Source organism: Paraburkholderia sp. A1RI_3L (genome assembly GCF_048957895.1).
Classification (GTDB): Bacteria; Pseudomonadota; Gammaproteobacteria; order Burkholderiales; family Burkholderiaceae; genus Paraburkholderia; species Paraburkholderia kururiensis.
In genome coordinates, this window is sequence record NZ_JARCHA010000002.1 from 533,840 (window position 1) to 557,504 (window position 23,665).

Sequence of the window (23,665 nt, forward strand, 5' to 3'; positions counted from 1 at the left end):
CGGCTGGAGGCTGCACGGCACCGCCTGCCTGCCTAGAATGTGCAGGTGCCCGCCGATGCCGCATCGCCGGGCGACTCGTCCCGATCAGGCGGCACCACCCGAGAGCGTACGACATGACAGACAAAATCCATCGCATTGCAGTCATTCCCGGCGACGGCATCGGCCGCGAAGTCATGCCCGAAGCGCTGCGCGTACTCGACGCCGTGTCGCGGCGCTTCGGCATCCGGTTCGATTTCCGCCACATCGAGTGGGCCAGTTGCGACTACTACGCGAAGACCGGTCAGATGATGCCCGACGACTGGAAGGCGCAGCTCGAAGGCGTGGACGCGGTTCTGTTCGGCGCCGTCGGCTGGCCCGCCACCGTGCCGGATCATATCTCGTTGTGGGGCTCGCTCCTCAAGTTCCGCCGCGAGTTCGACCAGTATGTGAACCTGCGTCCCGCGCGCACATTCGAAGGCGTGCGCTCGCCGCTCGCGGCACACAACGCGAAGAACATCGACTTCTATATCGTGCGCGAGAACACCGAGGGCGAGTACTCGGCCGTAGGCGGCACGATGTTCGAGGGCACCGAGCGCGAGTTCGTCGTGCAGCAGTCCATCTTCACGCGCGTGGGCTCCGAGCGCGTGCTGAAGTTCGCCTTCGACCTCGCGCAGCGGCGCGAGCGGCACCACGTGACGGTAGCCACGAAGAGCAACGGCATTGCGATCAGCATGCCGTGGTGGGACGAACGCGCAGCCGAGATGGCGGCCCGCTATCCCGACATCACGTGGGACAAGCAGCACATCGACATTCTCTGCGCGCGCTTCGTGCTGCAGCCGCAACGCTTCGACGTGGTGGTGGCAACCAACCTGTTCGGTGACATCCTCTCCGACCTGGGCCCCGCCTGCACGGGCACCATCGGCATTGCGCCGTCCGCGAACCTGAACCCCGAGCGGCGCTTTCCTTCGCTGTTCGAACCGGTGCACGGCTCCGCGCCCGACATCGCGGGCCAATACATTGCGAACCCGATCGCGATGATCTGGTCCGCGGCGATGATGCTCGACTTCCTCGGCAACGCGAGCGGCGCCGAGCACGAGGCGCACGACGCCATCGTCGCGGCGATCTCGGAGGTGCTCAAGCACGGTCCGCATACGCGCGACATGGGCGGCGAGGCATCCACGAGCGCGCTCGGCGAAGCGGTCGCCGAGCGGCTGTAATCAGACCGCGGCCGCTTCGGGCACGCCCTGAAGCCGCGCTGCGGGCGAAACGACGATGATGGCGGCCTGCACGGCGAATGCCGCGGCGGCGGCCACGAGGCAGGCGTCCATCCCGAAGTGCGCGCTGATCGCGGCGCCCAGCAGCGCCCCGAGCGGACGCGCCCCCTGCGTCGCCGTCGCGTTGATGGCCGACACGCGCGCCATCATGCCGCCCGGCGTAATGGCCTGACGTAGCGTGGTGGAGCCGACCACCCACAGGATCGGCCCCACGCCCAGCAGGAAGAAGCTCAGCGTGGCGAGCAGAAACGACGGCACGGCGAGCGTGGCCACCATGACGAGCGAAGCGGCCAGCCCACAGAGTGGCCCGATCACGAGCATGCGGCCGAACGCGAGTGCTCGCGCCACAGCAGGCGCCGCAAGCGCGCCGCACACCATGCCCACGCCATAGGCCCCGAGCGTCACGCCAACCGCCGAGGCGCCCAGCCCGAGCCGGTGCACCGCATAAGGCACGTAGACGGCCTGCAGCGTGAAGAAGCCCACGTTGAAGAACACGGCGGTAGCAAGCATGGGCCGCAACAAGGCATCGCGCGCGACGAAGCGGGCGCCCTCGCGCAACTCGTGCAGGAAATGCCGATGCGCCGACGCGGCGCGCGGCGGCTCGCGCAACCGCGCAAGCAACGCCACCGCGAGCGCCGATAGGCCGGCCGCTACGCCATACGCCCAGCCTGCGCCGATCCATCCCACGAGCAGGCCACCCAACGCCGGTCCCGCCGAGTACGCGACGCTGCGTGCCAGCTCCACGCGTCCGTTGGCCGCCGCCAGCTGTTCGCGCGCCACGAGCCACGGCACGAGCGCAGGCGCCGCCACGCCGTACGCCACCGTGCCCGTGGCGCCGAGAAAGCCGAGCAGCATCAGTAGCGGCAGCGAGAGTGCATGCGTGTAGACGAGCGCCAGCACCGCCACGAGTGCCGCGACACGCACGGCTTCGGCCACGGTCATCAGCGTACGGCGCGAATGACGGTCGGCCCAGACGCCGAGCGGAATGGAAAGCAGCAGGAACGGCAGCGTCTGCGCGGTCTGCAGCAAGCCGGTGTCGCTTGCGGAGGCATCGAGCGCGAACACGGCGACGAGCGGTGCCGCGGCAAGGCTGATCTGCTCCGCCGATTGCGCGAAGAGATTGGACCACGCAAGGCGATTGAAGGCCGCGCCGAACGCGGGACGGGCGGCACTGACCGAAGCGGTACGCCGCGATGAAGCGCTGAAGAGACGGAATGGCATGGATGGCCTCCGGTTGACGATGGGTCCATCGTCGCCGGTGAGGCCGTGGGACGCGCTCCGGTTCTTGCGGTCTCATTGGCGGCGCGCCGGGTGCGCGCTGCATCGAACACAGCCGGTCGATCTCGCCGTTCTCCACCCAACGCGAGGCGATTTCGGCCATGAGCGACACGGTCATCCAGCAGTCGGCGCGAATCACGGCCGCGGCTTTCGAGCACCACGCCGTGGGCGTTCGCACATACCCGACGCACAAGCCGGGCGCCACGGATTTCGAGAGCCGTGCGAGATGGGGGACAACTGCTCGGGCAGACGCGCGGCGCGCGGCTCGGGCGGTGGCGCTTCGTGGAGCGCCGGACGAGTGTGCAGTAGCGCGTAGCGGGAGCGCGCGAGGTGCCGGAACGCAGGTAGAGCGTGCTGCTTCAGGCCCGATGGGGAGGGCCGGTTAAAATGCGCCGGGCTGCCGGTTGAACAACGGCCTCGCCACCTGGCGACTTTGTGGCTTCGCGCACTTCATGGACCTCGAAAGCATTCTCTTCACTCAAGGCTTCGGCTCGCGGCGTCAATGCCGCGCGCTCGTTGCAGACGGGCGCGTGACTATCGGCGGCGTCGCATGCACCGATCCCGATGCACAGCTCGATACCACCGCGCTGGTATTCAACGTCGACGGCGCGGCCTGGCCATGGCGCGAGCACGTGTACATCGCGCTCAACAAGCCCGCCGGATACGAGTGTTCACGCGACCCGCAGCATCATCTCAGCGTGTTTCATCTGCTGCCGCCGCAGTTCGCGACGCGGGGCGTACAGTCCGTGGGCCGACTCGATCAGGACACCACCGGCCTGCTGCTGCTCTCCGACGACGGCCAGTTCGTTCACGCCTTCACCTCCCCGAAGCGCAAGGTGCCGAAGGTCTACGTGGCGACGACGCGCCACGCCATCGACGACGCGCAGCTTCAGGCATTGCGCGACGGCGTGCTGCTGCACGGCGAGGCGAAGCCGATAGCGGCCGTGGCTGCCGAGGCACGCAGCCGCCACGAACTCGTGCTCACGGTACTCGAAGGCAAGTACCACCAGGTCAAGCGCATGGTGGCCGCGGCGGGCAATCGCGTGGAGGCGCTGCATCGCGAGCGGATCGGCGGATGGGCGCTGCCTGCGGGGCTTGCGGCCGGCGCCTGGCAATGGCTCGACGACGCCGATCTCGCGGCGCTGCGCAAGGGGTAAACCCCGCGACCGTTCAGCACGATGCGCGGCTCTGTTCGACGGCGCACACAACGTCCCTTGGAACGGGCTCCATGTGTTGCGTTGCCGCATGCCCCGCGCCACATCGCGCCCTATACTGGGTTACAGAACGACGACAAACCGCCAAGGGAGACGTGCCATGGTCATCTACGACACGTTCAAGATTTCATACATGATGATTGCGTTTGTCTGCATGGCAGCGATTCTGATCGGGACGCTGCTGGCAGCCATGCATGCGCGTCATCAGTATCGGCCCAACCTGATTGGCGCATTGATCGGCGCCTTGCTGTGCTTCGTTCTGCTTGAAACACTGCCTTCGTTCACCTGAACGTCCGCGTGCCTGCACCGCGCGCTGCGTGCCGCACAAAGTTGCCACGCGTGCATTGGCCACGCCCGATTCACTGACGCCCAACTCACTTGCGCGCGGTAGCGACTGCGTGCAGGAAGTCGTCCACGTGCGGATAGCGTAGCCGGACGCCCAGCTCGCGCTTGAGGCGCCGGTTCGAAAGCCGGCGCGACTCGCGCATGAAGGAAAGCAGCGTGGAGTCGAGCGTCTTCTCGGCCTCGGTGCGGGACACGCGCGGCGGACGCGCGAGACCGAAGGCGTCGGCCACTCGATCGAAATACTCGCCCATCTTCAGTTCGCTGTCGTCGCTCGCATGCACGGCGCGGCCCGGTCGGCCGTGCGTCGCCATGCGCACGAGAATGGCGGCGAGGTCGTCGGCGTGAATGTGATTGGTGTAGACGTCGTCGGCATCGATCAAGGCGGGCGTGCCCTTTCCCAGCCGCGCGAGCGGCAGGCGGGTCGCCGCGTAGATGCCGGGAATGCGTGCGATGGTGGCCTGCACCGCGCCGCGTGCGGTCGCCGCACGCAGTTGCTGTTCCGCCGAAACGCGCCGCATGGCGCGCGCGTTCGCAGGGTGCACGGCGCGCGTCTCGTCGATGCGCGCGCCGCCGCAGTCGCCGTACACGCCTGTGGTACTTGCATACACGAGGCGAACCGGCGCGCGAGAGCCCGGACGGGCGGCGGCGCGGCCCACCCCCTCGGGTACAATAGGCGCCTTGCCGCGCGGCACGCCGATTGCGAAGCGGGTGGCGGGAGCCGCAAGCGTTGCGAAGCGGTCCACAAGGCCGCCAGTGCACCCACGCCCCCGAAACTGCGCACGCTGCCGATGCCGTGCCGGCTGTCGACGCGGCGCGGCAAGCGCGGCTAACAGGGCACGTGTGCGGGTATCGGCGTCCCCTGTCTTCGGGGGTGGCGCGAGGTGCAGCACGACAGGTGCGAGTCCGGCAAGGCGTGCGAGGCTCGTTCGCACGTCGAGGTCGCCGACCAGCGGAATCGTGCCGGCCGCGCGCAGTTCGCCGGCGCGTGCGGCGTGGCTCGTCAGCGCAAAGACGCGCGAGCGGGGCAAGAGGCGCGCGACGCAGCGCAAGCCGACGTCGCCACAGCCGACAATCAGCACGCGCGGCCGGCGCAAGGTTCGTGTCGCGATCATGGTGGACGCAATTCTAGCCGTCATGCGCGGCGCTCACAGGTTTCCGACTCTTCGTTCTCTTCGTATATGGCATTCAATGTAACGCTCAAACAAAGCGGCCGTCAGTTCCAGGTGGAACCCGACGAGCCCGTGCTCACCGCAGCCCTGCGTCAGGGCATCGGGCTGCCCTATGGCTGCAAGAACGGCGCATGCGGTTCGTGCAAGGGCACGGTGGTATCGGGGCAGATCGAACAGGGCGCGCATTCGTCGTCGGCGCTCTCCAACGACGAGCGCACGCGCGGCATGGCGCTCTTCTGCTGCGCGACCGCGCAGACCGACCTCGAAATCGACGTGCGCGAAGTCGCCGGCGTGGGCGACATTCAGGTGCGCAAACTGCCGTGCCGTGTGATGTCGATCGAACGCAAGGCCGACGACGTCGTCGTGCTGAAGCTGCAGTTGCCCGCGAACGAGCGCCTGCAGTACCTCGCGGGCCAGTACCTGGAGTTCGTGCTGAAGGACGGCTCGCGCCGCAGCTACTCGATGGCCACGGCGCCGCACGAGGAAGGCCCGATCGAGCTGCACATCCGCCACATGCCCGGCGGCAAGTTCACCGACCACGTGTTCGGCACCATGAAAGAGCGCGACATCCTGCGCTTCGAGGCCCCGCTTGGCACGTTCTTCCTGCGCGAAGAATCGGACAAGCCCATCGTGCTGCTCGCCTCGGGCACCGGCTTTGCGCCCATCAAGGCCATCGTCGAGCACGCGGCGTTCAAGAACATCGGACGCCCGATGACGCTCTACTGGGGCGCGCGCCAGCGCAAAGACCTGTACCTGATGGAACTCGCCGAACAATGGGCGAAGAACATTCCCAACTTCCGTTTCGTGCCGGTGCTCTCGGAGCCCGACGCCGCGGACGGTTGGACCGGGCGCACGGGCTTCGTTCATCGCGCCGTCATCGAAGACCTGCCAGACTTGTCGGGCTACCAGGTGTACGCGTGCGGCGCACCGGTGATGGTGGAATCGGCGCAGCGCGACTTCACGCAGCACCACGGGCTGCCGGCCGATGAGTTCTACGCGGATTCGTTCACGAGCGCGGCCGACCTGGCCAACCCCGTTTAAGCGCATTTTCCCGCGCCTCGAACACGGCGGGCCAAACCGCAAAAAAGTGCCCGCCGTGCGCAATTCACGGTTTACACCGGCGTTCGCGTTGTCGTATTCTTTCGCGCATGAACCGCATCCTGTCCGAACTCCGACGTCGCCGCGCTCTGCACCCATAGTGGGGGCCTGGCTACGTCACGGACTCGCGCGCTACACGCTGCACCACGCGCAAGCTGTTCGAATCATGAAAGCCACGGACCTCCGTGGCTTTTTGTTTTTTCCGCTCCCTTTTTCAACCTTCTAGCCCGTCTTGCCGGAGCCTGTCGCCATGAAATTCACCGAGTACCCGATCGAGTCGCTGATGTACATCACCAACCGGCCCGAAATCGTTTTCACGCATGGCAAGGGGTCGTGGATCTACGACAACGAAGGCAAGCGATACCTCGACTTCATTCAGGGCTGGGCCGTGAACAGCCTCGGCCACTGCAACGACGGCATGATCGAAGCGCTCGAAAAGCAGGCGCGCCTGTTGATCAATCCGTCGCCGGCCTTCTATAACGAGCCGATGGCGAAGCTCGCCGCGCTGCTCACCGAACACAGCTGCTTCGACAAGGTCTTCTTCGCCAACAGCGGCGCGGAAGCCAACGAAGGCGCCATCAAGCTCGCGCGCAAGTGGGGCAAGAAATTCCGCGACGGCGCCTACGAGATCATCACGTTCAATCACAGCTTCCACGGCCGCACGCTCGCCACCATGTCGGCGAGCGGCAAGGCGGGTTGGGACACGATCTACGCACCGCAGGTGCCGGGCTTCCCGAAAGCCGAGCTGAACGACATCGAGTCCGTCGAGAAGCTGATCGGCAGCAAGACCGTGGCCGTGATGCTCGAACCCATTCAGGGCGAAGGCGGCGTGATTCCGGCTACGCGCGAATTCATGCAGCAACTGCGCGAGCTCACGAAGAAGCACGGCATCCTGCTGATCGTCGATGAAGTGCAAAGCGGCTGCGGCCGCGCCGGCACGCTGTTCGCCTACGAACTTTCCGGCGTCGAACCGGACATCATGACGCTCGGCAAGGGCATTGGCGGTGGCGTTCCGCTCGCGGCGCTGCTCTCGAAGAAAGAGATTGCCGTGTTCGAAGCCGGCGACCAGGGCGGCACGTACAACGGTAATCCGCTGATGACGGCAGTGGGCCATTCGGTGATCTCGCAACTCGTGGCGCCGGGCTTCCTCGAAGGCGTGCGCGCCCGCGGCGAGTACCTGCGCGCGAAGCTGCTCGAACTGTCGGCCGAACGCGGATTCGAAGGCGAGCGCGGCGAAGGCTTGCTGCGTGCGCTGCTGCTGGGCAAGGACATCGGCAACCAGATCGTCGAGAAGGCACGCGTCATGCAGCCCGACGGCCTGCTGCTCAACGCGGCGCGCCCGAATCTGCTGCGCTTCATGCCGGCGCTCAACGTGACGATCGAAGAGATCGACCAGATGATGGCGATGCTGCGCTCGGTACTCGATTCGCTGTAAAGGCCGCCATGATCGACACGACGCTCATCATCCGCCGCTTCGAAGTCGCGGACACAGAAGCCGTGATCGCGCTGTGGCAGCAGGCGTTTCCCGAGTATGGCGACACGAGCCGGCCGCAACGCGACCCGCGCCTGTCCATCGCGAACAAGCTCGCGACGCAGCCCGAACTGTTCTTCGTCGCAACGCTCGACGCGCGGCTCGCGGGCACGGTGATGGCCGGCTACGACGGACACCGCGGTTGGCTCTACTCGCTCGCGGTTCCGAAGGACCTGCGCCGGCACGGTATCGGTACGCGGCTCGTGGCGCATGCCGAACAGGCACTGGCGGCGCTGGGCTGTCCGAAGGTGAATCTGCAGGTGCTGGAAAGCAAGCCCGACGTACTGCGCTTCTACGAAGCACTGGGCTACGGCAGCGATGCGGTGATCAGCCTTGGCAAACGGCTGGGCGCGTCGGCGCAGCAGGCTGACGTGGTAACCCAGACGGCGGACTAGTCTTTCTGCGGGCGGCGGAGGCTTTAGTCGCGTCGCTTCGATCCGGGCGCTCTCGCTATCGCTCGGGCCAATAGAAAAGGCCGCATGCGTTTGCAAACGCATGCGGCCTTTGTCTTCTGACCGACGGTTATTGCAGCCGATGGCACCGCTCACGGCAACGCCATCAGGTCCGTCAGCGCACGTTACTCCATTACTCGCCCAGATACGCCGCGCGCACCTTGGGATCGTTGAGCATCTGCTTCGCGTCGCCCGACATCGTCACCGTGCCGGAGTCCATCACGTAGCCGCGGTTCGCGGCCTGCAGCGCGAGGCGGGCGTTCTGTTCGACGAGCAGCACCGTGATGCCCTCCTTCGAAATTTCCCGCACCACTTCGAAGATCTTCTCCACCATGATCGGCGAGAGACCCATAGACGGTTCGTCGAGCAACAACAGCTTCGGCTTGCTGATGATCGCGCGCGCCATTGCAAGCATCTGCTGCTCGCCGCCCGAGAGCGTGCCCGCAAGCTGCGTCGACCGCTCCTTCAGGCGCGGGAAGAAGCCGAACATGCGCTCGACGTCCTTCTTGATGCCGTCCGTGTCGCTGCGCAGGTACGCGCCCATCTGCATGTTCTCGATGATCGTCATGCGCGCGAAGATGCCGCGGCCTTCCGGCACCATCGCGAGGCCGCGCTTGAGCAGCTCGTGCGCCGGCATACCCTTGATCGACTGACCCAGGTACTCGATGTCGCCGGCCGAGTAAGGCTTGAGGCCCGTGATCGCCTTCATGGTCGTCGTCTTGCCCGCGCCGTTCGCGCCGATCAGCGTGACGAGCTCGCCCTGCCCCACTTCCAGGTCCACACCCTTCACGGCCTGAATGCCGCCGTAGTTAACCTGCAATCCCTTGATTTTCAGCATTGGCGTAGCCATCAGTGAACCCCCGCGCCCAGATATGCCTCGATCACCTTCGGGTCCTTCTGCACGTCTTGCGGCAGACCCTCGGCGATCACCTTGCCGTAGTCGAGCACTGTCATCCGGTTACACAGGCCCATCACCAGCTTCACGTCGTGTTCGATCAGCAGAATCGTCCTGCCGTCCGAACGGATCTTGTCCAGCAGCCGCGTGAGTTCCACCTTCTCCGTTGCGTTCATGCCTGCGGCCGGTTCGTCGAGTGCAAGCAGCTTCGGATCGGTGGCGAGCGCACGCGCGATTTCGAGGCGCCGCTGGTGGCCGTACGAGAGATTGCGCGACGTGTAGTCCGCGTACTGCGCGATACCCACGTACTCGAGCAGCTCGATAGCGCGCTCCTTGATCTCGCGCTCTTCCCTGCGCTCGGCCGGCGTCTGCAGCACGGCGCCGATCAGCCCGTGCTTCGTGCGCACATGGCGGCCCACCATCACGTTCTCGAGCGCCGTCATACCGCCGAACAGGCGAATGTTCTGGAACGTCCGGGCGATACCGGCCTGGGCCACCTGGTGAACCGCGGTCGGCGTGTAGGTCTGGCCGTCCAGCTTGAACTCGCCCGAATCGGGCGTGTACAGCCCCGTAATCACGTTGAAGAAGGTGGTCTTGCCTGCCCCGTTCGGGCCGATCAGTCCGTAGATCTGGCCTTCCTCGATCTGCAGGCCGACGTCGGAAAGCGCCTGCAGACCGCCGAAGCGCTTGTTGACGCCCTTCACCGAGAGTCGAATGCTCTTGTTGCTCATGTTGTCGTGCTCCTGTGTCGACCCGCGTTCACGTTCCAGCGCTTACGCGGGTCCCATGCCTTTATGCCCGCACCGGCTTCTTGCCGTTGCGCTTCGCCAGTCTTGCGATCTTGTCTTCGTGCTTCGGCGCGGGCCACAGGCCTTCCGAGCGGTACAGCATGATCAGCACCATGGCGAGGCCGTACAGCAGCTGACGGATCACTTCGGTATCGACGATTTCGTGGCCGAACACGGCGTTCTGCAGCGGACCCATGGTCGAGCGCAGGAATTCGGGGAACACGGCGAGCAGCACGGCGCCGAGAATCACGCCCGGAATGTGGCCCATACCGCCCAGCACCACGCAGGCCAGCACCACGACCGATTCCCAGAACGTGAACGACTCGGGCGACACGAAGCCCTGGAACGCGCCGAACATCGCGCCGGAAAGGCCGCCGAACGACGCGCCCATTGCGAACGCCAGCAGCTTCACGTTACGCGTGTTGATACCCATCGCCTTGGCGGCAATTTCGTCTTCGCGGATCGCGGCCCATGCACGGCCAATACGCGAGTGCTGCAACCGGGTACACACCCAGATCACGAGCAACGCGCACAGCACGAACAGGTAGTAGTACATGTACACGGACGGGAACGAGAAGCCGAAAAACGTATGGGTCTGCTGGAGACTGAAGCCGCCGACCTTCACCGGATCGATACCCGTGATGCCCTGTGGACCGTTGGTGATGTTCACCGGACGGTCGAGGTTGTTCATGAAGATCCGCACGATTTCACCAAAACCGAGCGTCACGATGGCGAGATAGTCGCCTCGCAGACGCAGCGTCGGCGCACCGAGCAGAATGCCGAAGATCGCGGCGAGCGCCATGGCAATCGGCACGATGAGCCAGATCGGTGTGTGCAGGCCGGCAGGCGCCAGACGGGCGATCCATTCGAACTGCGTCGTCAGGTGCGGCGACGACAGCAGTGCCGCGGTGTACGCGCCGACGGCATAGAAAGCGATGTAGCCCAGGTCCAGCAGGCCCGCAAAGCCCACCACCACGTTCAGGCCCAGCGCGAGCATGACGTACAGCATCGCGAAGTCGAGCACACGCACCCAGTAGTTGCCGCCGGCTGCACCGATGATCATCGGTGCTGCAATCACGAGTACCGCGGTGACGACGCCGACCAGCAGGGTCTTCGTCGCGTTCTTCTCGGGGATGAGCGTCGTGGACGGCTCGATCGGTTGAATTGAAGTCATTTGTTTCTCTCCTCAGAACCCGGATCAGGCACGATCCGCAACACGCTCGCCGAGGAGACCCGACGGACGGAACACGAGCACCACGATCAGCACGATGAATGCAAACACGTCCTGATAGTTACTGCCGAACACGCCACCGGTCAGATTGCCGATGTAGCCCGCACCCAACTGCTCGATGAGACCGAGCACCACGCCGCCGACCATGGCGCCCGTCAGGTTGCCGATACCGCCCAGCACCGCTGCGGTAAAGGCCTTCATGCCGGGGATGAAGCCCATATAGAAGTGCGCGTTGCCGTACTCGGACGCGATCATCACGCCGGCCAGAGCGGCGAGCGCCGAGCCGATCATGAAGGTGGCCGAAATCACGAAGTTCGGGTTCACGCCCATCAGGCTCGCGACGCCGGGGTTCTCGGCGATGGCGCGCATCGCGCGGCCCAACTTGGTCTTGTGCACGAGCAGCAGCAGACCGCCCATCACGAGGAAGGCGACCACGATGATCACGATTTCAGTCATCGAGATCACGGCGCCCGGCGTGGTGTCCGTGGCCTTGATCACGTTGATGGGATCGGTGGGAAGCAACTGCGGGAAAGCGAGGGGATTGCGCGACCAGATCATCATCGCGAGGGTCTGCAGGAGAATCGAGACGCCGATGGCGGTGATCAGCGGGGCTAGCCGTGGCGCCCGGCGCAACGGCCGGTAGGCCACGCGCTCGATGGTGTAGCCCACCACCGCGCAAACGACCGCGGCAATAGCGAGCGCAATGATGAGTGTGGGCACGTTGCCGAGACCCGGGAAATGATTCTGCAGCACGCCGATCGCAGACAGCGCGACCATTGCCCCCACCATCAGCACATCGCCGTGAGCGAAGTTGATGATGCCCAGAATCCCGTAAACCATCGTGTAGCCCAGTGCGATGATGGCGTAGACGCTACCAAGCACCAGTCCGTTCAGGATCTGCTGGATGAAAATATCCATTTAATACTCCTTAGCCCGTGCGACCGGATTCGCGATCTTCATGCGCCGGTGGGCGATGGGTCACGGAACCGCAACTGCACTCTCGGGTACTGATAAAAAAACCGGTCGAGGCCAACCCGCCACCGGCACACGCGTTGCCGGCAACAGCGATCCGCGACCGGCGGATGCAAAAACGGCACCGTCCGATGGTTCGGTGCCGTCGGTTCAACAAATCCTTTACAGCTTCGCGACGCCGAGGACGGCCTGACCGCTGCCCTTGAAGTCGTCAAGCGCGAAGACGCTGCTGTCTGTCCGCACCCTGTCATGCGCCAGACGCGCGGTCGAAGGTACGGCAACACGCGCGGCCATCTGCTCTACGGCTGCACTCGTCTCGCGCAACATTGCCGTGTCGCGCGGAACGCTCGTGGTATTCCTGAGGATGGCCCGCTCTGCGGACGCCGCATCGTTCGCTGCCAGACGCACCGTCTGCAATTGCGGCAAGCCCGCGCGCGAGGACGAAGTCACAGCAACATGTATGCCACTCGACAAACGAAGTGCGGCGAAGCGTGTATTCCGAATGAGCCGATCCCCGTGGCCACCGATCCTGATATCGCGCGCGCCAACGCCGCGAACGGCCATTTGCGCACTGCTTTCGTTATCCGGGCCTTCATGGACGCCATCGCGAAACGGCGCCGCTGCGCGACTGGGTACGACGGTCGTTCCGACGATCGTTCCAGCGGTCATTCCGTCTACCGGCGCCGCGGTTGCGCTCATTGCGCCCTTGCCCGCCACGTCATCACTATTGTTGCTGCCCGTCGCAAACGTCACGACTGCGGCCGCAATGGACACGGCGTAAGCAAACTCGACTCGCATCAAACAGGTCTCCTGCGCCTTGCAAAATCCGTTGTCCACAGACCGCCAGGCCTTCAGAACGCGCGCATTGTAACTCCAATTATGCGGTGGGCAATATTCTGATCCCGCAGGGTTTTCCTGCATTGCAACCGCTTTTTGAGACTTATACCGCTCAATTGTCGCAACCTGGTTGCAACCTCTCTTTACGCACCAGTTGCGCCGAATTTGCCGACTTTTGACATCAATCGTTGCAGGGCGACGGCCGTACAGCCTTGCGCAACGGGCGTCTGCCCGAAAGAGGAGCATTTGGGAGCCACATCGCCGCATGTGCACCGTCATGAGGCGAGCGGCTTGAGACATGTGGAATGTCGGTGATTTATAAGGGACGCATCATATTATGGGCACGCGACCCATGCGCGGCAGAGTCAGAAGCAAGGCTTGGTGACACCCGGCGCACTCGCTTTTCCCGGTGATCTGTCACCTATTAAATGCCTGCCGCGTCGCTCGGCGCCGCAAACAAAAAAGCGCGCCGAAGAGGCGCGCTTTTTTTGGGAGCAATCCATGGCGGACCGCCCTTATATAGGCAGAAGAAACTTCGCCTCAGGCCGGCTGACCGAGCCCTCGCGGCAAGGGAAACGCAATGCTTTCCTCGATCCCGTCGAGCGCGCGAACGTTATGCACGCCCAGCTGGTTCAGACGCCGGATCACCGCCTGGGCCAGCGCCTCGGGCGCTGACGCTCCGGCCGTGAGGCCAATGTGACGCTTGCCGGCAAGCCAGGCTGGATCGATCTGATCCGGCGAATCCACCATGTACGCCGGCACGCCGCGCTTCTCAGCCACCTCGCGCAGCCGGTTCGAGTTCGAGCTGTTGGGACTGCCCACCACGATCACGACGTCGCACTGGGGCGCCATGAACTTCACCGCGTCCTGGCGATTCTGCGTGGCATAGCAGATGTCCTGCTTTTTCGGCTCGCGAATGCCGGGGTACTTCGCCTTGAGCGCCGAGATGATCTCGGCAGCGTCGTCCACGGAAAGCGTGGTTTGCGTCACAAACGCGATCCGGCTGGCGTCGGACAACGGAAGTGCCTTGACGTCCTCGATGTCCTCCACCAGATACATGCCTTCGCCCACCTGCCCCATCGTGCCTTCGACCTCAGGGTGCCCCTTGTGGCCGATCATCACCACGTCGAGGCCTTCCTGGCGCATCTTCGCCACTTCGATGTGCACCTTCGTCACGAGCGGACACGTGGCGTCGTAGACGCGCAAGCCGCGCGCTTCGGCTTCGGCACGCACGGCCTTCGACACCCCGTGGGCACTGAAGATCACCGTGTTGCCGGGCGGCACCTCGTCGAGCTGCTCAACGAAGATCGCGCCCTTCTTGCGCAGATCTTCGACGACGTAGGCGTTATGAACGATCTCGTGGCGCACGTAGATCGGCGCGCCGTGGATCTGGATTGCACGCTCGACAATCTCGATCGCGCGATCGACGCCCGCGCAGAACCCTCTTGGCTGGGCCAGCAAGATTTCGGCGTCGGTCAGGGTCGTGTCCGTGGTGCTCATGTATTTACAGGATTCCGATGATTTTGACTTCAAACGCCACCGCCGCACCGGCGAGCGGGTGATTGAAGTCGAACAGCGCGGAGGTTTCGCCAATCTCCTTCAGCACGCCCGCGTAGCGCCCGCCGTCGGGCGCGTTGAATTCGACGAGATCGCCGGGAGAAAAATCCTCGCCGATCATGCCGTTTTCGCGCAGCGTGGCAAGCGACACGCGTTGCACCAGCTCGGGATTGCGCTGGCCGAACGCCTGGCCGGCTGGCAGCTGAAAGGTCGAGTGGTGGCCCACCTTCAGTCCCAGCAAAATTTCTTCCAGCGGCGGCGCAATTTGTCCGGCACCGATGAGCAGCGTGGCGGGACGGTCCACAAATGTATTGACGATGTCAGCGCCATCGGCAAGCGAAAGCCGGTAGTGGAGCGTGACATGGGAACCGGGTTTCACTTCGGAAATGTCGATGATGCTCATGCTGTCTCGTTCGGTCTGAGCGCGCAGCGCGCGCCCAGGGCGTGCGTGCGCGGGAGGGGAAAGCGCGTGCCGCGCCGCCTGCAAAAGTTCCATTGTAAGCCACATATCCGGCCCGAGTCGTGCGCGGCCGGGCGCCCGGCATCGGTCGCCCGCAACGTGTCGCAGGCGCCGGCCGCCTTTGTCCGATCAGGGAGTCGAGGTATGCAAGAAGCCGTCTGTTGGTTGCCGGAATCCAGTCCCCTCGCGGTGCGCGACGAACCGACGCAGGGCCCGCGAGCGGCACCTCCCGCCCCACGCGGCCGCTCGCGCGACATGCCGCGGGAGCGCCTGCGCGAAGCGGGACCGGCCGCATTGTCCGACGTTGAGCTCGTCGCTCTCGTACTTGGCACCGGACTGCCGGGCCACAACGTATTTGTCGTCGCGGAGTCGCTGCTGAGCCGCTTCGGTTCGCTGCGCGCCATGCTCGACGCACAGCCGGAAGAATTTCTCGGCCTGCGCGGCATCGGCCCGGCCAAGGCGTCGCAGTTGCAGGCAATCACCGAACTGGCGCGCCGGGCGCTCGCCGAAAAACTGCAGGAACGTCCGCTGATCGATTCGCCCGGCGCCGTCGAAGACTACCTGCGCCTCATGATCGGTGCGCGGCCGTTCGAGATGTTCGTGTGTCTCTTCCTCGACGTGCGGCACCGCCTGATCCGCTTCGAGGAATGCACGCGCGGCACGCTTACGCGCATGGCCGTTTATCCCCGCGAAATTGCGCGGCGCGCGCTGGTCCTCAATGCCGCGAACCTCATCGTGGCGCATAATCACCCATCCGGAGCGGTCCACCCGAGTGCCAGCGACCGGCGGCTCACGCGCGTGCTGCGCGACACGCTTACGCTGATCGATGTGCAACTGATCGACCATCTCGTGATCGGCCGCAGCGAAACGTTCTCATTTGCGCGTGCCGGCTGGGACTGAACGCCAACGTGAGGCATGCGGCAAACGGGCGTAGGAGGCGGACCGGCGGCTTTTCGCGGCCTCATCTGGCGAGCTGCAAATCGCATTTGATTTTCCGCAGTTTTTTCTGCTAGAATCGCGGTTTGCCTCATTCCAACCCTGTTCCGAAGCCCGTCAACGGGTTTCCAGGAAAGCAAGCGGCCTCTTTCGCTCCATACGCGAAAACCGGTATCGCTGCTCCGGGAAACTTCAGCGGCGTTCGAACTCAGAATTTAAGCGTATTAGGAGTGCTCTCATGGCACGCGTATGCCAAGTAACTGGGAAAGCGCCGATGAGCGGCAACAACGTTTCCCACGCAAACAACAAGACGAAGCGTCGCTTCCTCCCGAACCTGCAAAGCCGCCGTTTCTGGGTTGAAAGCGAAAACCGTTGGGTGCGCCTGCGCGTTTCGAACGCCGGCCTGCGCCTGATCGACAAGAACGGCATCGACTCCGTGCTCGCTGACCTGCGTGCACGTGGCGAAGTCTAAGGAGTAAATCATGGCAAAGGGCGCGCGCGACAAGATCAAGCTGGAGTCCACGGCTGGCACCGGTCACTTCTACACGACCACGAAGAACAAGCGAAACATGCCGGAAAAGATGGAGATCAAGAAGTTCGATCCCGTCGTCCGCAAGCACGTGACGTACAAGGAAACCAAGATCAAGTAAGGTCTGGTTTCGAGCCTGAAGACGAGAAAAAGCCCCGCTACCCTGCGGGGCTTTTTCTTTATGGGCGCCGCCTGGACATCCCGATTTGCGCAACGTTTCCCGACCCGCTGCGCCCTGGCCAGCCGGCAAGTTTTCCCACTTTCCGTCAACAGGGTATGCTTGCTGACTTACCGGTGCATGATGACGGCGCGCAAGCGGCCCGTGCGCCGCGGCAACAGCACAACAGATGGAGAAGCGGGTATGAACTTCGATGTGGCGATTGTCGGCAGCGGCCTCGCCGGCCTGACCGTCGCGCTCAATCTTGCCGACACGCGGCGTGTCGCGGTCATCGCGAAGCGCTCGATGACCGAAGGCGCGAGCGACTGGGCACAAGGCGGCATCGCCGCGGTGCTGGATTCGGCGGACAGCGTCGAGAACCACGTAGATGACACGCTGGTGGCCGGCGCCGGGCTGTGCGACGAAGCTGCAACGCGCTACATCGTCGAACATGGCCGCTCGGCGATCGAATGGCTGATCGCGCAAGGCGTGCCTTTCACGAGGGACGACGCCGCCGAGCTGGGCTTCCACCTCACGCGTGAAGGCGGCCACAGCCACCGGCGCATCATTCACGCTGCGGATGCCACCGGCCACGCGGTCGTCGCTACCCTCAGCGAACTCGTGCGGCGGCACCCCAACATCACCTTGCTGGAAGATCACCATGCGATCGACGTCATCACGTCCGACCGCCTCGGCCTGCCGGGTCGGCGGTGCCACGGGCTGTACGCGCTGGATGTGAACACGGGCCGCACCGTCACCATCGAGGCGCCGCACACGGTGCTCGCGACCGGCGGTGCCGGCAAGGTCTATCTGTACACCACGAATCCCGATACCGCGACGGGCGACGGCATTGCCATGGCGTGGCGAGCCGGGTGCCGCGTGGCCAACATGGAATTCATCCAGTTCCATCCCACGTGCCTGTTCCATCCCTACGCGAAGTCGTTCCTGATCTCCGAAGCGGTGCGCGGCGAAGGCGGATTGCTGAAGTTGCCGGACGGCACACGCTTCATGCCGGCACACGACGAGCGGGCCGAACTGGCGCCGCGCGACATCGTGGCCCGCGCCATCGACTTCGAGATCAAGAAGCGCGGCATCGACTGCGTTTATCTCGACATCAGCCATCAGCCCGCCGAGTTCCTGCGCGAGCACTTTCCCACCATCCTCGCGCGCTGCCTCGAATTCGGCATCGACATCACGAAACAACCCATTCCGGTCGTGCCGGCGGCCCACTACACGTGCGGTGGCGTCGTGACCGACCTGGCGGGACGCACCGATCTGGCGGGGCTCTACGCGGTAGGCGAAACCTCGTGCACGGGGCTGCACGGCGCAAACCGGCTGGCTAGCAATTCACTGCTGGAGTGTCTCGTGATCGGCCGCGCCGCCGCTGCCGCAATCTGCGAAGAAGGCTTCGGTGCCATGGCGCACGCGCCGCTGCCCGACTGGGACGAGAGCCGCGTATCGGACCCGGACGAGGAAGTCGTGGTCGCCCACAATTGGGACGAACTGCGCCGGTTGATGTGGAACTACGTGGGCATCGTGCGCACGGACAAGCGCCTCACGCGCGCGAAGCACCGCATCGAACTGCTGCGCGACGAGATTCACGAGTACTACGCGAACTTCAAGGTGAGCCGCGATCTGCTGGAACTACGCAATCTGGTAGACGTGGCGTCGCTGATCGTCGACAGCGCTCGCTCGCGCCGCGAAAGCCGGGGCTTGCACTACAGCCGCGACTGGCCCGCCGCGTTGCCGAAAGCGCTTCCGACAGTGCTGTCGCCGGAGCGCGTGCGCAATCGCACTGCCTAGCCTCCAGCCTTCGGGCGTTCCTGCTAGCCAACGAGAGACGGCGCGGCACACTTCGGCCGCGCCATGTCGGCTCAGACGATACGCATGGAGTAGTCGGTCGCGCGCACGTCTTTCGTGAGCGCGCCGATGGACACCCGGTCCACACCCGTTTCGGCAATCGTGCGGACCGTGTCGAAATTGACCCCGCCTGACACCTCGAGCACCGCCCGTCCGGCCGTGATGCGCACCGCTTCGCGCATTGCCTCGAACGAAAAGTTGTCCAGCAGAATCGACGTAGCACCGTGCGCGAGCGCCGTTTCCAGCTGCTCCAGCGTTTCCACCTCGATCTGGATCGACACGCCGGACTGCAACGCAAGGGCGGCGTCCATGGCCGCGCCCACACCGCCCGCCGCTGCGATGTGGTTTTCCTTGATCAGAATGCCGTCGTAGAGCGCGAGCCGCTGGTTCGCGCCGCCGCCCACCCGCACCGCGTATTTTTGTGCGAGCCGCAAACCGGGCAACGTCTTGCGCGTGTCGAGAATGCTGGTGCGCGTGTGAGCGATCGCGTCGACGTAGCGCCGTGTTGCGGTCGCCACACCCGAGAGCAACTGCAGAAAATTGAGCGCGTTGCGCTCGGCCGTGAGTAGTCCGCGCGCCGGACCGCGCATCGTGCACACCACCGAATCGGCCGCCATCCGGTCGCCTTCACGGTAGTGCCAGCGCACTTCGATGCGGGCATCGACGCTCGCCATTACCTTGTCGAACCACAGCACGCCACACAGGACAGCCTCTTCGCGCACGATGATGCGCGCGTCGCGCATGCCGTCTGCGGGTACGAGGCGCCCCGTCACGTCGCCCGTGCCGACGTCTTCCGCCAGCGCATCCGCCACATTGCGCGTCAGCGCGGCGTCGAAGGCGTCGCCGTATTGCGCGCGAACGGCCGGATAGAGCGGCGAAACAGCGTCCACGCCAATCAATTCGAGCGCACCCATCAAGCCGCTCCCACGTTGGAGAAGAGCGATGCGTCGCGCGCGAGGTCGCCGCTCGCCTGCACGCGCGTCTTGTGACGTGCGGCGAAATCCAGCATGCGGTCGATCGGCAACTTCGCCCGCACGGCGATGGACGGGTCCACGAAAATCTCGTTGTGGCCGCGCTCCAGCACATCGGCCAGATTCGCAAGGCCATTCATCGCCATCCAGGGGCAGTGCGCGCAGCTCTTGCAGGTGGCGCTATTGCCGGCCGTGGGTGCCTCGATGAATGTCTTGCCCGGCGCAGCAAGACGCATCTTGTGCAGGATGCCGAGGTCCGTCGCCACGATGAAGTGCGTCGCGTCGAGCTTGCGCGCCGCGTCGATCAGTTGCGTGGTCGAACCCACCACGTCGGCCAGCGCGACGACGCTTGCCGGCGACTCGGGATGCACGAGCACCTTCGCGTCCGGGTATTGCTCGCGCAGCAGATCGAGTTCGATCCCCTTGAATTCGTCGTGAACGAGGCACGAGCCCTGCCACAGCAGCATGTCGGCACCCGTCTTCTTCTGGATGTAGCTGCCCAGATGGCGGTCCGGCGCCCAGATCAGCTTTTCGCCGCGTGCGTGCAGGTCCGCAACGATCTCCAGCCCGATCGACGACGTCACCATCCAGTCGGCCCGCGCCTTCACGGCAGCGCTCGTGTTTGCGTACACGACCACGGTGCGGTCCGGGTGCGCGTCGCAAAACGCCGAGAATTCGTCCACCGGACAACCGAGATCGAGCGAACACGTCGCATCGAGATCAGGCATCAGCACGCGTTTGCCCGGGCTCAGAATCTTCGCCGTTTCGCCCATGAATCGCACACCTGCCACAACGAGCGTATCGGCGTCGTGATCGCGCCCGAAGCGCGCCATCTCGAGCGAATCCGCCACGCAACCGCCGGTCTCGTCGGCAAGCTCCTGCAGCTCCGCGTCCACGTAGTAGTGCGCGACGAGCACCGCCTTTTCCCGCGCGAGCAGCGTGCGGATGCGAGCCTTCAGCCCGGCCTTTTCCGCGGCCGACGGCGCGTCCGGCACCCTCGCCCAGGCTTGCCCGACGCTGCACACCGCGCCCTGCGGGCGGTCGTACTCGACGCTCCTGATTGGCTGACTCATGATCTCCTCTGCCCTGCCGATGCCGCCTGCCCTGTCAGGCTTTACAAAAACCCATATGAGGCCGGCAGCCCAAAAAGCAAAACCCCGCCAACGCGGGGTTTTGTGACGTCTTCAAATTTTAATGGATTTTGGATTTTCTGCTCAGGCGTACCGGCGCAGGCGCATGGCGAATTCCTGGAGCGCCTTGATGCCGCTTTGCTCGGCACGGTGGCACCAGTCCTGGAGCTGCGCAAGCAGTTGTTCGCGCGACGCGTTGGAGCGTTCCCAGATCGCCGCCAGTTCGTTGCGCAGTTCGATGAACGTGCGCAGCTTCTGGCTGTTCGCGAAGATCTGCGGCAGCTGGCGGCGCTGCGGCTCGTCAAGACCCGCCTCGTCCTTGTGGAACCATTTGCGTGCACTGCGCATGAGCTGATACTTCTCGCGCGCGCCCATTTCCTTGAGGTGCGCGAGTTCCTGGCGATACGCACGCTTGACGGTCTTCGCGTAGCGCGCCATCACTTCGTACCGGTTGGAAAGCACGGCCTGCAGCGTGTCCTGGTCGAGCACCATCTTGCCCTTCGCGAGGCGCGGTGTAGGCGCCACCTTCTTGACCTTCGCGAGACCGACGGCCGACATCAGCCGGATATACATCCAGCCGATATCGAACTCGAACCACTTGCTCGACAGCTTCGCGGAAGTCGCGAACGTGTGGTGGTTGTTGTGCAGCTCTTCGCCGCCGATGAGGATGCCAAGCGGAAAGATGTTGGTGCTGGCGTCGGCCGAATTGAAGTTGCGGTAGCCCCAGAAGTGCGCGAGCCCGTTGACGACGCCGGCTGCCCAGAAGGGGATCCACACCATCTGCACGGCCCACACGCTGAGTCCAACTACACCGAAGAGCGCGACGTCGATCACCATCATCAGGCTCACGCCGAGAATCGGGTAGCGCGTGTACACGTTGCGCTCGATCCAATCGTTCGGCGTGCCATGGCTGAAGCGGCGCATCGTCTCTTCGTTCTTCGCCTCGGCGCGATAGAGTTCGGCGCCTTCGAGCAGCACCTTCCAGATGCCGCGCGTCTGCGGGCTATGCGGGTCTTCTTCGGTTTCGCACTTTGCATGGTGCTTGCGATGGATCGCCGCCCATTGGCCAGTGAGCATGCCCGTGGTCATCCACAACCAGAGGCGGAAGAAATGCGCTGCGGCGGGATGCAGATCGAGCGCGCGATGCGCCTGGCAGCGATGGAGGTAAACCGTCACGCCGACGATCGTGACGTGCGTCACCGCGAGCGTGAAAAGCAGGATTTGCCACCACGAAAAGCGCAGCAGTCCGTGGGCCAGAAAATCGAGCAAGGAATTCAACAAGGCACTCTACCTGTGAAACGGAAAACGGAGGAAACGGCCCGGCCGGAGACAGCGCAGCTGTCAAGGAAGTGAAAGCATCAACCGGGTAGCCGCATTCTACTCGAAGCGCTCCAAGTGTTTGTAACAAAGGAGGTTTTTTTGTACGCAGACAACGCCAGCAACCTTACTGCGGGGACAGAACGCAAGCTGCGACGCCACTACATCGCCTTCTTCGCCGTCAGCGCCACTCTCCTCGCGAGCTGGACGCGAGTACGCGGCTGCAAAGCGGTTGCAAAGCCCATGCCGCACCGAGCCGACTCGCCAGCGGGCGCGTTCAGGGTGCCGCAGCAGCGGACCCATCGACGACCGTACGGTCCGTAACGGCCGCGACTTGCGACACTATGTCGCTGCCCCCGCTGCCGACGATGCGCACCTCGCGCTGCGCGTAGGGGATCGAAATGCCGTTCTGCTCGAAGAGCCGCCAGATGTTGAGGTTCACGGCAGAGCGCACGGCAGCCGTGCCGTCGGCGGCATTGTCGATCCAGAAACCCACCTCCAGGTTGATGCCGTCCGCGCCGAAGCCCACGAGATAGGCGGCGGGCGCCGGATCGTCGAGCACGCGCGGCACGTCGCGCGTCGCCTCCACAAGCAGCGCCATCGCCAGCTCGATGTTCGCCGTGTACGCAACCTGCACGGGCAGCGCGGCCCGGCCGCGCGTGAGGAACGACGACTGGTTCTGCACGACGTCGGTAATCAGCTTTTCGTTCGGCACGAGCGTTTCCGTGCCGTCGAGGCCGCGCACAACGGTGTAGCGCGTGCGGATCTGCGTGACGCGCCCCTGCAGGCCGCCCACCGTGATCGCGTCGCCAATGCGCAGCGACCGGTCGATCAGGATGATGAAGCCCGACACATAGTTGCTCGCGATCTTCTGCAAGCCGAAGCCGAGCCCCACACCGAGCGCGCCGCCGAATACGCCCAGCACCGTGACGTCGATGCCCACGAGCGACAGGCTCATGAGCACCGCCGCCAGCATGAGGAGCGCGCGCCCCACGCGCGCGAGCACGACCTTGAGGTTCGCGTCGAGCGTCGTGGACCGCATCAGCCGGTCTTCGAGCGCCGCGCCGGCCCAGACGGCCACGATCATCGTCACTGCGACCCACAGCAAGCCGCTGCAGAGCGAGAGCAGCGTCAGGTGCACGTTGCCGACGCGAAAGCGCACGGCGTTCATCCACGTCATCACGTCGTCCTGCACGCCGATCACGGTAAGCACCATGCCCACCCACACGACGAGCGACACAACCTTCTCGACGATGCCGAGCCACACGTGCGTCTCGCCGTCGCGACCGAACACGCGCCGCGCCACGAAGAACGCAATGTAGATGAGCCCGATGCCGAACAGCGGCACGAGTGCGAGGTCGAGCAACGAGGTATGGATGAACTGGCTCGCGACCGCCGAGGTAACCCACACCACCGCCGCACCCACGAGCGGAAAGAACGCCCGGTTGAGGCTTTCGGCGCCGAACCGCAGCGACTCGTAGCGCGTCTGGCGCCGCAGGTCGAGCGCGTGCCGCACTACCCGCGCAACGAACCAGGCAACGACGAGCGCCGCGAGCAGCAGCCCGGCCTGCCAGAGGATGACCGGCTGCCCGTAGTCGCGCACCACGTCGCCGAGCATGTGGGAAAACAAACGGTTCTGCATGGTCTGTCTGCTCGCTGCGCCGCCCCGGGATTACCGCGGAGCG

23 protein-coding genes are annotated in these 23,665 nt (G+C 64.7%); 10 read left to right on the forward strand and 13 right to left on the reverse strand.

Features of this window, described 5'->3' with window-relative positions; genetic code table 11:
* The first annotated feature begins 113 nt into the window (after positions 1-113).
* On the forward strand, positions 114-1,196 hold the full coding sequence (locus tag PXJ20_RS08525; protein WP_421029764.1) for a tartrate dehydrogenase: 1,083 nt from the start codon (positions 114-116) through the stop codon (positions 1,194-1,196).
* On the opposite strand, the gene PXJ20_RS08530 is transcribed toward PXJ20_RS08525, so the two are convergent.
* Positions 1,197-2,474 carry an MFS transporter gene (locus PXJ20_RS08530; RefSeq protein WP_421029765.1) on the reverse strand — a complete coding sequence of 426 codons (1,278 nt, stop codon included), beginning with the start codon at positions 2,472-2,474 and terminating at the stop codon, positions 1,197-1,199.
* Positions 2,475-2,983: 509 nt separating this feature from the next.
* On the opposite strand from PXJ20_RS08530, the gene PXJ20_RS08535 reads away from it, so the two are divergent.
* Positions 2,984-3,688 (forward strand): pseudouridine synthase, encoded by a 705-nt coding sequence (locus PXJ20_RS08535; RefSeq protein ID WP_421029766.1) that lies wholly within the window; start codon positions 2,984-2,986, stop codon positions 3,686-3,688.
* A gap of 157 nt (positions 3,689-3,845) precedes the next feature.
* Positions 3,846-4,034 carry a hypothetical protein gene (locus PXJ20_RS08540; RefSeq protein ID WP_017776779.1) on the forward strand — a complete coding sequence of 63 codons (189 nt, stop codon included), beginning with the start codon at positions 3,846-3,848 and terminating at the stop codon, positions 4,032-4,034.
* An 85-nt stretch (positions 4,035-4,119) separates the two neighbouring features.
* On the opposite strand, the gene PXJ20_RS08545 is transcribed toward PXJ20_RS08540, so the two are convergent.
* Positions 4,120-5,202, reverse strand: coding sequence for an NAD-dependent epimerase/dehydratase family protein (locus PXJ20_RS08545; RefSeq protein WP_421030945.1), 1,083 nt, complete (start codon positions 5,200-5,202; stop codon positions 4,120-4,122).
* Positions 5,203-5,268: 66 nt separating this feature from the next.
* On the opposite strand from PXJ20_RS08545, the gene PXJ20_RS08550 reads away from it, so the two are divergent.
* The 3 genes from PXJ20_RS08550 to PXJ20_RS08560 all read left to right on the forward strand — a co-directional run bounded on the left by PXJ20_RS08550 (position 5,269) and on the right by PXJ20_RS08560 (position 8,283).
* Positions 5,269-6,300, forward strand: coding sequence for a CDP-6-deoxy-delta-3,4-glucoseen reductase (locus PXJ20_RS08550; protein WP_421029767.1), 1,032 nt, complete (start codon positions 5,269-5,271; stop codon positions 6,298-6,300).
* Between the two features lie 307 nt (positions 6,301-6,607).
* Positions 6,608-7,792, forward strand: a complete 1,185-nt coding sequence (locus tag PXJ20_RS08555; RefSeq protein WP_017776782.1) for an acetylornithine transaminase — start codon at positions 6,608-6,610, stop codon at positions 7,790-7,792.
* An 8-nt stretch (positions 7,793-7,800) separates the two neighbouring features.
* Positions 7,801-8,283, forward strand: coding sequence for a GNAT family acetyltransferase (locus tag PXJ20_RS08560; protein WP_421029768.1), 483 nt, complete (start codon positions 7,801-7,803; stop codon positions 8,281-8,283).
* Between the two features lie 190 nt (positions 8,284-8,473).
* Here PXJ20_RS08560 and PXJ20_RS08565 read toward each other — a convergent pair whose 3' ends face one another.
* From PXJ20_RS08565 to PXJ20_RS08595, 7 genes are all read right to left on the reverse strand, one after another.
* Positions 8,474-9,190, reverse strand: a complete 717-nt coding sequence (locus tag PXJ20_RS08565) for an ABC transporter ATP-binding protein (RefSeq protein ID WP_026121845.1) — start codon at positions 9,188-9,190, stop codon at positions 8,474-8,476.
* A complete protein-coding gene (locus tag PXJ20_RS08570; protein WP_017776785.1) occupies positions 9,190-9,966 on the reverse strand; it encodes an ABC transporter ATP-binding protein in 777 nt (258 codons plus the stop codon). The genes PXJ20_RS08565 and PXJ20_RS08570 overlap by 1 nt, the downstream gene beginning before the upstream one ends.
* A gap of 61 nt (positions 9,967-10,027) precedes the next feature.
* Entirely contained in the window at positions 10,028-11,197 is a 1,170-nt protein-coding gene (locus PXJ20_RS08575) for an ABC transporter permease subunit (protein WP_017776786.1), read from the reverse strand.
* Positions 11,198-11,221: 24 nt separating this feature from the next.
* Positions 11,222-12,172, reverse strand: a complete 951-nt coding sequence (locus PXJ20_RS08580) for a branched-chain amino acid ABC transporter permease (RefSeq protein ID WP_017776787.1) — start codon at positions 12,170-12,172, stop codon at positions 11,222-11,224.
* Positions 12,173-12,388: 216 nt separating this feature from the next.
* Positions 12,389-13,024, reverse strand: coding sequence for a hypothetical protein (locus tag PXJ20_RS08585; protein WP_421029769.1), 636 nt, complete (start codon positions 13,022-13,024; stop codon positions 12,389-12,391).
* A 579-nt stretch (positions 13,025-13,603) separates the two neighbouring features.
* Positions 13,604-14,563, reverse strand: a complete 960-nt coding sequence (gene ispH / locus PXJ20_RS08590) for a 4-hydroxy-3-methylbut-2-enyl diphosphate reductase (protein WP_421029770.1) — start codon at positions 14,561-14,563, stop codon at positions 13,604-13,606.
* Between the two features lie 4 nt (positions 14,564-14,567).
* The gene (locus tag PXJ20_RS08595; protein WP_126877919.1) at positions 14,568-15,023 is read right to left on the reverse strand and encodes an FKBP-type peptidyl-prolyl cis-trans isomerase; all 456 of its coding nucleotides are present in this window, start codon (positions 15,021-15,023) and stop codon (positions 14,568-14,570) included.
* Positions 15,024-15,224: 201 nt separating this feature from the next.
* On the opposite strand from PXJ20_RS08595, the gene radC reads away from it, so the two are divergent.
* The 4 genes from radC to nadB all read left to right on the forward strand — a co-directional run bounded on the left by radC (position 15,225) and on the right by nadB (position 18,505).
* Positions 15,225-15,980, forward strand: coding sequence for a RadC family protein (radC, locus tag PXJ20_RS08600; RefSeq protein WP_017776791.1), 756 nt, complete (start codon positions 15,225-15,227; stop codon positions 15,978-15,980).
* Between the two features lie 274 nt (positions 15,981-16,254).
* Positions 16,255-16,488: a 50S ribosomal protein L28 gene (gene rpmB / locus PXJ20_RS08605; protein WP_026121846.1), complete on the forward strand. Its 234-nt coding sequence runs from the start codon at positions 16,255-16,257 to the stop codon at positions 16,486-16,488.
* Between the two features lie 10 nt (positions 16,489-16,498).
* Positions 16,499-16,666: a 50S ribosomal protein L33 gene (gene rpmG, locus PXJ20_RS08610; RefSeq protein ID WP_017776793.1), complete on the forward strand. Its 168-nt coding sequence runs from the start codon at positions 16,499-16,501 to the stop codon at positions 16,664-16,666.
* A 240-nt stretch (positions 16,667-16,906) separates the two neighbouring features.
* Positions 16,907-18,505: an L-aspartate oxidase gene (gene nadB, locus PXJ20_RS08615; protein WP_017776794.1), complete on the forward strand. Its 1,599-nt coding sequence runs from the start codon at positions 16,907-16,909 to the stop codon at positions 18,503-18,505.
* A gap of 71 nt (positions 18,506-18,576) precedes the next feature.
* On the opposite strand, the gene nadC is transcribed toward nadB, so the two are convergent.
* From nadC to PXJ20_RS08635, 4 genes are all read right to left on the reverse strand, one after another.
* Positions 18,577-19,476, reverse strand: coding sequence for a carboxylating nicotinate-nucleotide diphosphorylase (gene nadC, locus PXJ20_RS08620; protein WP_421029771.1), 900 nt, complete (start codon positions 19,474-19,476; stop codon positions 18,577-18,579).
* The gene (gene nadA / locus PXJ20_RS08625; RefSeq protein ID WP_126877918.1) at positions 19,476-20,606 is read right to left on the reverse strand and encodes a quinolinate synthase NadA; all 1,131 of its coding nucleotides are present in this window, start codon (positions 20,604-20,606) and stop codon (positions 19,476-19,478) included. Before nadA ends, nadC begins: the two co-directional genes overlap by 1 nt.
* Positions 20,607-20,747: 141 nt before the next feature.
* A complete protein-coding gene (locus tag PXJ20_RS08630) occupies positions 20,748-21,944 on the reverse strand; it encodes a DesA family fatty acid desaturase (RefSeq protein WP_026121848.1) in 1,197 nt (398 codons plus the stop codon).
* Positions 21,945-22,257: 313 nt separating this feature from the next.
* On the reverse strand, positions 22,258-23,622 hold the full coding sequence (locus PXJ20_RS08635; RefSeq protein ID WP_421029772.1) for a mechanosensitive ion channel family protein: 1,365 nt from the start codon (positions 23,620-23,622) through the stop codon (positions 22,258-22,260).
* Positions 23,623-23,665: the final 43 nt, after the last annotated feature.

Excerpts from the sequence above, each read along its gene's own strand:
- PXJ20_RS08525 (WP_421029764.1), top strand. The coding sequence starts at position 114 with ATGACAGACAAAATCCATCGCATTGCAGTCATTCCCGGCGACGGCATC.
- PXJ20_RS08530 (WP_421029765.1), bottom strand. The coding sequence starts at position 2,474 with ATGCCATTCCGTCTCTTCAGCGCTTCATCGCGGCGTACCGCTTCGGTC.
- PXJ20_RS08535 (WP_421029766.1), top strand. The coding sequence starts at position 2,984 with ATGGACCTCGAAAGCATTCTCTTCACTCAAGGCTTCGGCTCGCGGCGT.
- PXJ20_RS08540 (WP_017776779.1), top strand. The coding sequence starts at position 3,846 with ATGGTCATCTACGACACGTTCAAGATTTCATACATGATGATTGCGTTT.
- PXJ20_RS08545 (WP_421030945.1), bottom strand. The coding sequence starts at position 5,202 with ATGATCGCGACACGAACCTTGCGCCGGCCGCGCGTGCTGATTGTCGGC.
- PXJ20_RS08550 (WP_421029767.1), top strand. The coding sequence starts at position 5,269 with ATGGCATTCAATGTAACGCTCAAACAAAGCGGCCGTCAGTTCCAGGTG.
- PXJ20_RS08555 (WP_017776782.1), top strand. The coding sequence starts at position 6,608 with ATGAAATTCACCGAGTACCCGATCGAGTCGCTGATGTACATCACCAAC.
- PXJ20_RS08560 (WP_421029768.1), top strand. The coding sequence starts at position 7,801 with ATGATCGACACGACGCTCATCATCCGCCGCTTCGAAGTCGCGGACACA.
- PXJ20_RS08565 (WP_026121845.1), bottom strand. The coding sequence starts at position 9,190 with ATGGCTACGCCAATGCTGAAAATCAAGGGATTGCAGGTTAACTACGGC.
- PXJ20_RS08570 (WP_017776785.1), bottom strand. The coding sequence starts at position 9,966 with ATGAGCAACAAGAGCATTCGACTCTCGGTGAAGGGCGTCAACAAGCGC.
- PXJ20_RS08575 (WP_017776786.1), bottom strand. The coding sequence starts at position 11,197 with ATGACTTCAATTCAACCGATCGAGCCGTCCACGACGCTCATCCCCGAG.
- PXJ20_RS08580 (WP_017776787.1), bottom strand. The coding sequence starts at position 12,172 with ATGGATATTTTCATCCAGCAGATCCTGAACGGACTGGTGCTTGGTAGC.
- PXJ20_RS08585 (WP_421029769.1), bottom strand. The coding sequence starts at position 13,024 with ATGCGAGTCGAGTTTGCTTACGCCGTGTCCATTGCGGCCGCAGTCGTG.
- ispH (WP_421029770.1), bottom strand. The coding sequence starts at position 14,563 with ATGAGCACCACGGACACGACCCTGACCGACGCCGAAATCTTGCTGGCC.
- PXJ20_RS08595 (WP_126877919.1), bottom strand. The coding sequence starts at position 15,023 with ATGAGCATCATCGACATTTCCGAAGTGAAACCCGGTTCCCATGTCACG.
- radC (WP_017776791.1), top strand. The coding sequence starts at position 15,225 with ATGCAAGAAGCCGTCTGTTGGTTGCCGGAATCCAGTCCCCTCGCGGTG.
- rpmB (WP_026121846.1), top strand. The coding sequence starts at position 16,255 with ATGGCACGCGTATGCCAAGTAACTGGGAAAGCGCCGATGAGCGGCAAC.
- rpmG (WP_017776793.1), top strand. The coding sequence starts at position 16,499 with ATGGCAAAGGGCGCGCGCGACAAGATCAAGCTGGAGTCCACGGCTGGC.
- nadB (WP_017776794.1), top strand. The coding sequence starts at position 16,907 with ATGAACTTCGATGTGGCGATTGTCGGCAGCGGCCTCGCCGGCCTGACC.
- nadC (WP_421029771.1), bottom strand. The coding sequence starts at position 19,476 with ATGGGTGCGCTCGAATTGATTGGCGTGGACGCTGTTTCGCCGCTCTAT.
- nadA (WP_126877918.1), bottom strand. The coding sequence starts at position 20,606 with ATGAGTCAGCCAATCAGGAGCGTCGAGTACGACCGCCCGCAGGGCGCG.
- PXJ20_RS08635 (WP_421029772.1), bottom strand. The coding sequence starts at position 23,622 with ATGCAGAACCGTTTGTTTTCCCACATGCTCGGCGACGTGGTGCGCGAC.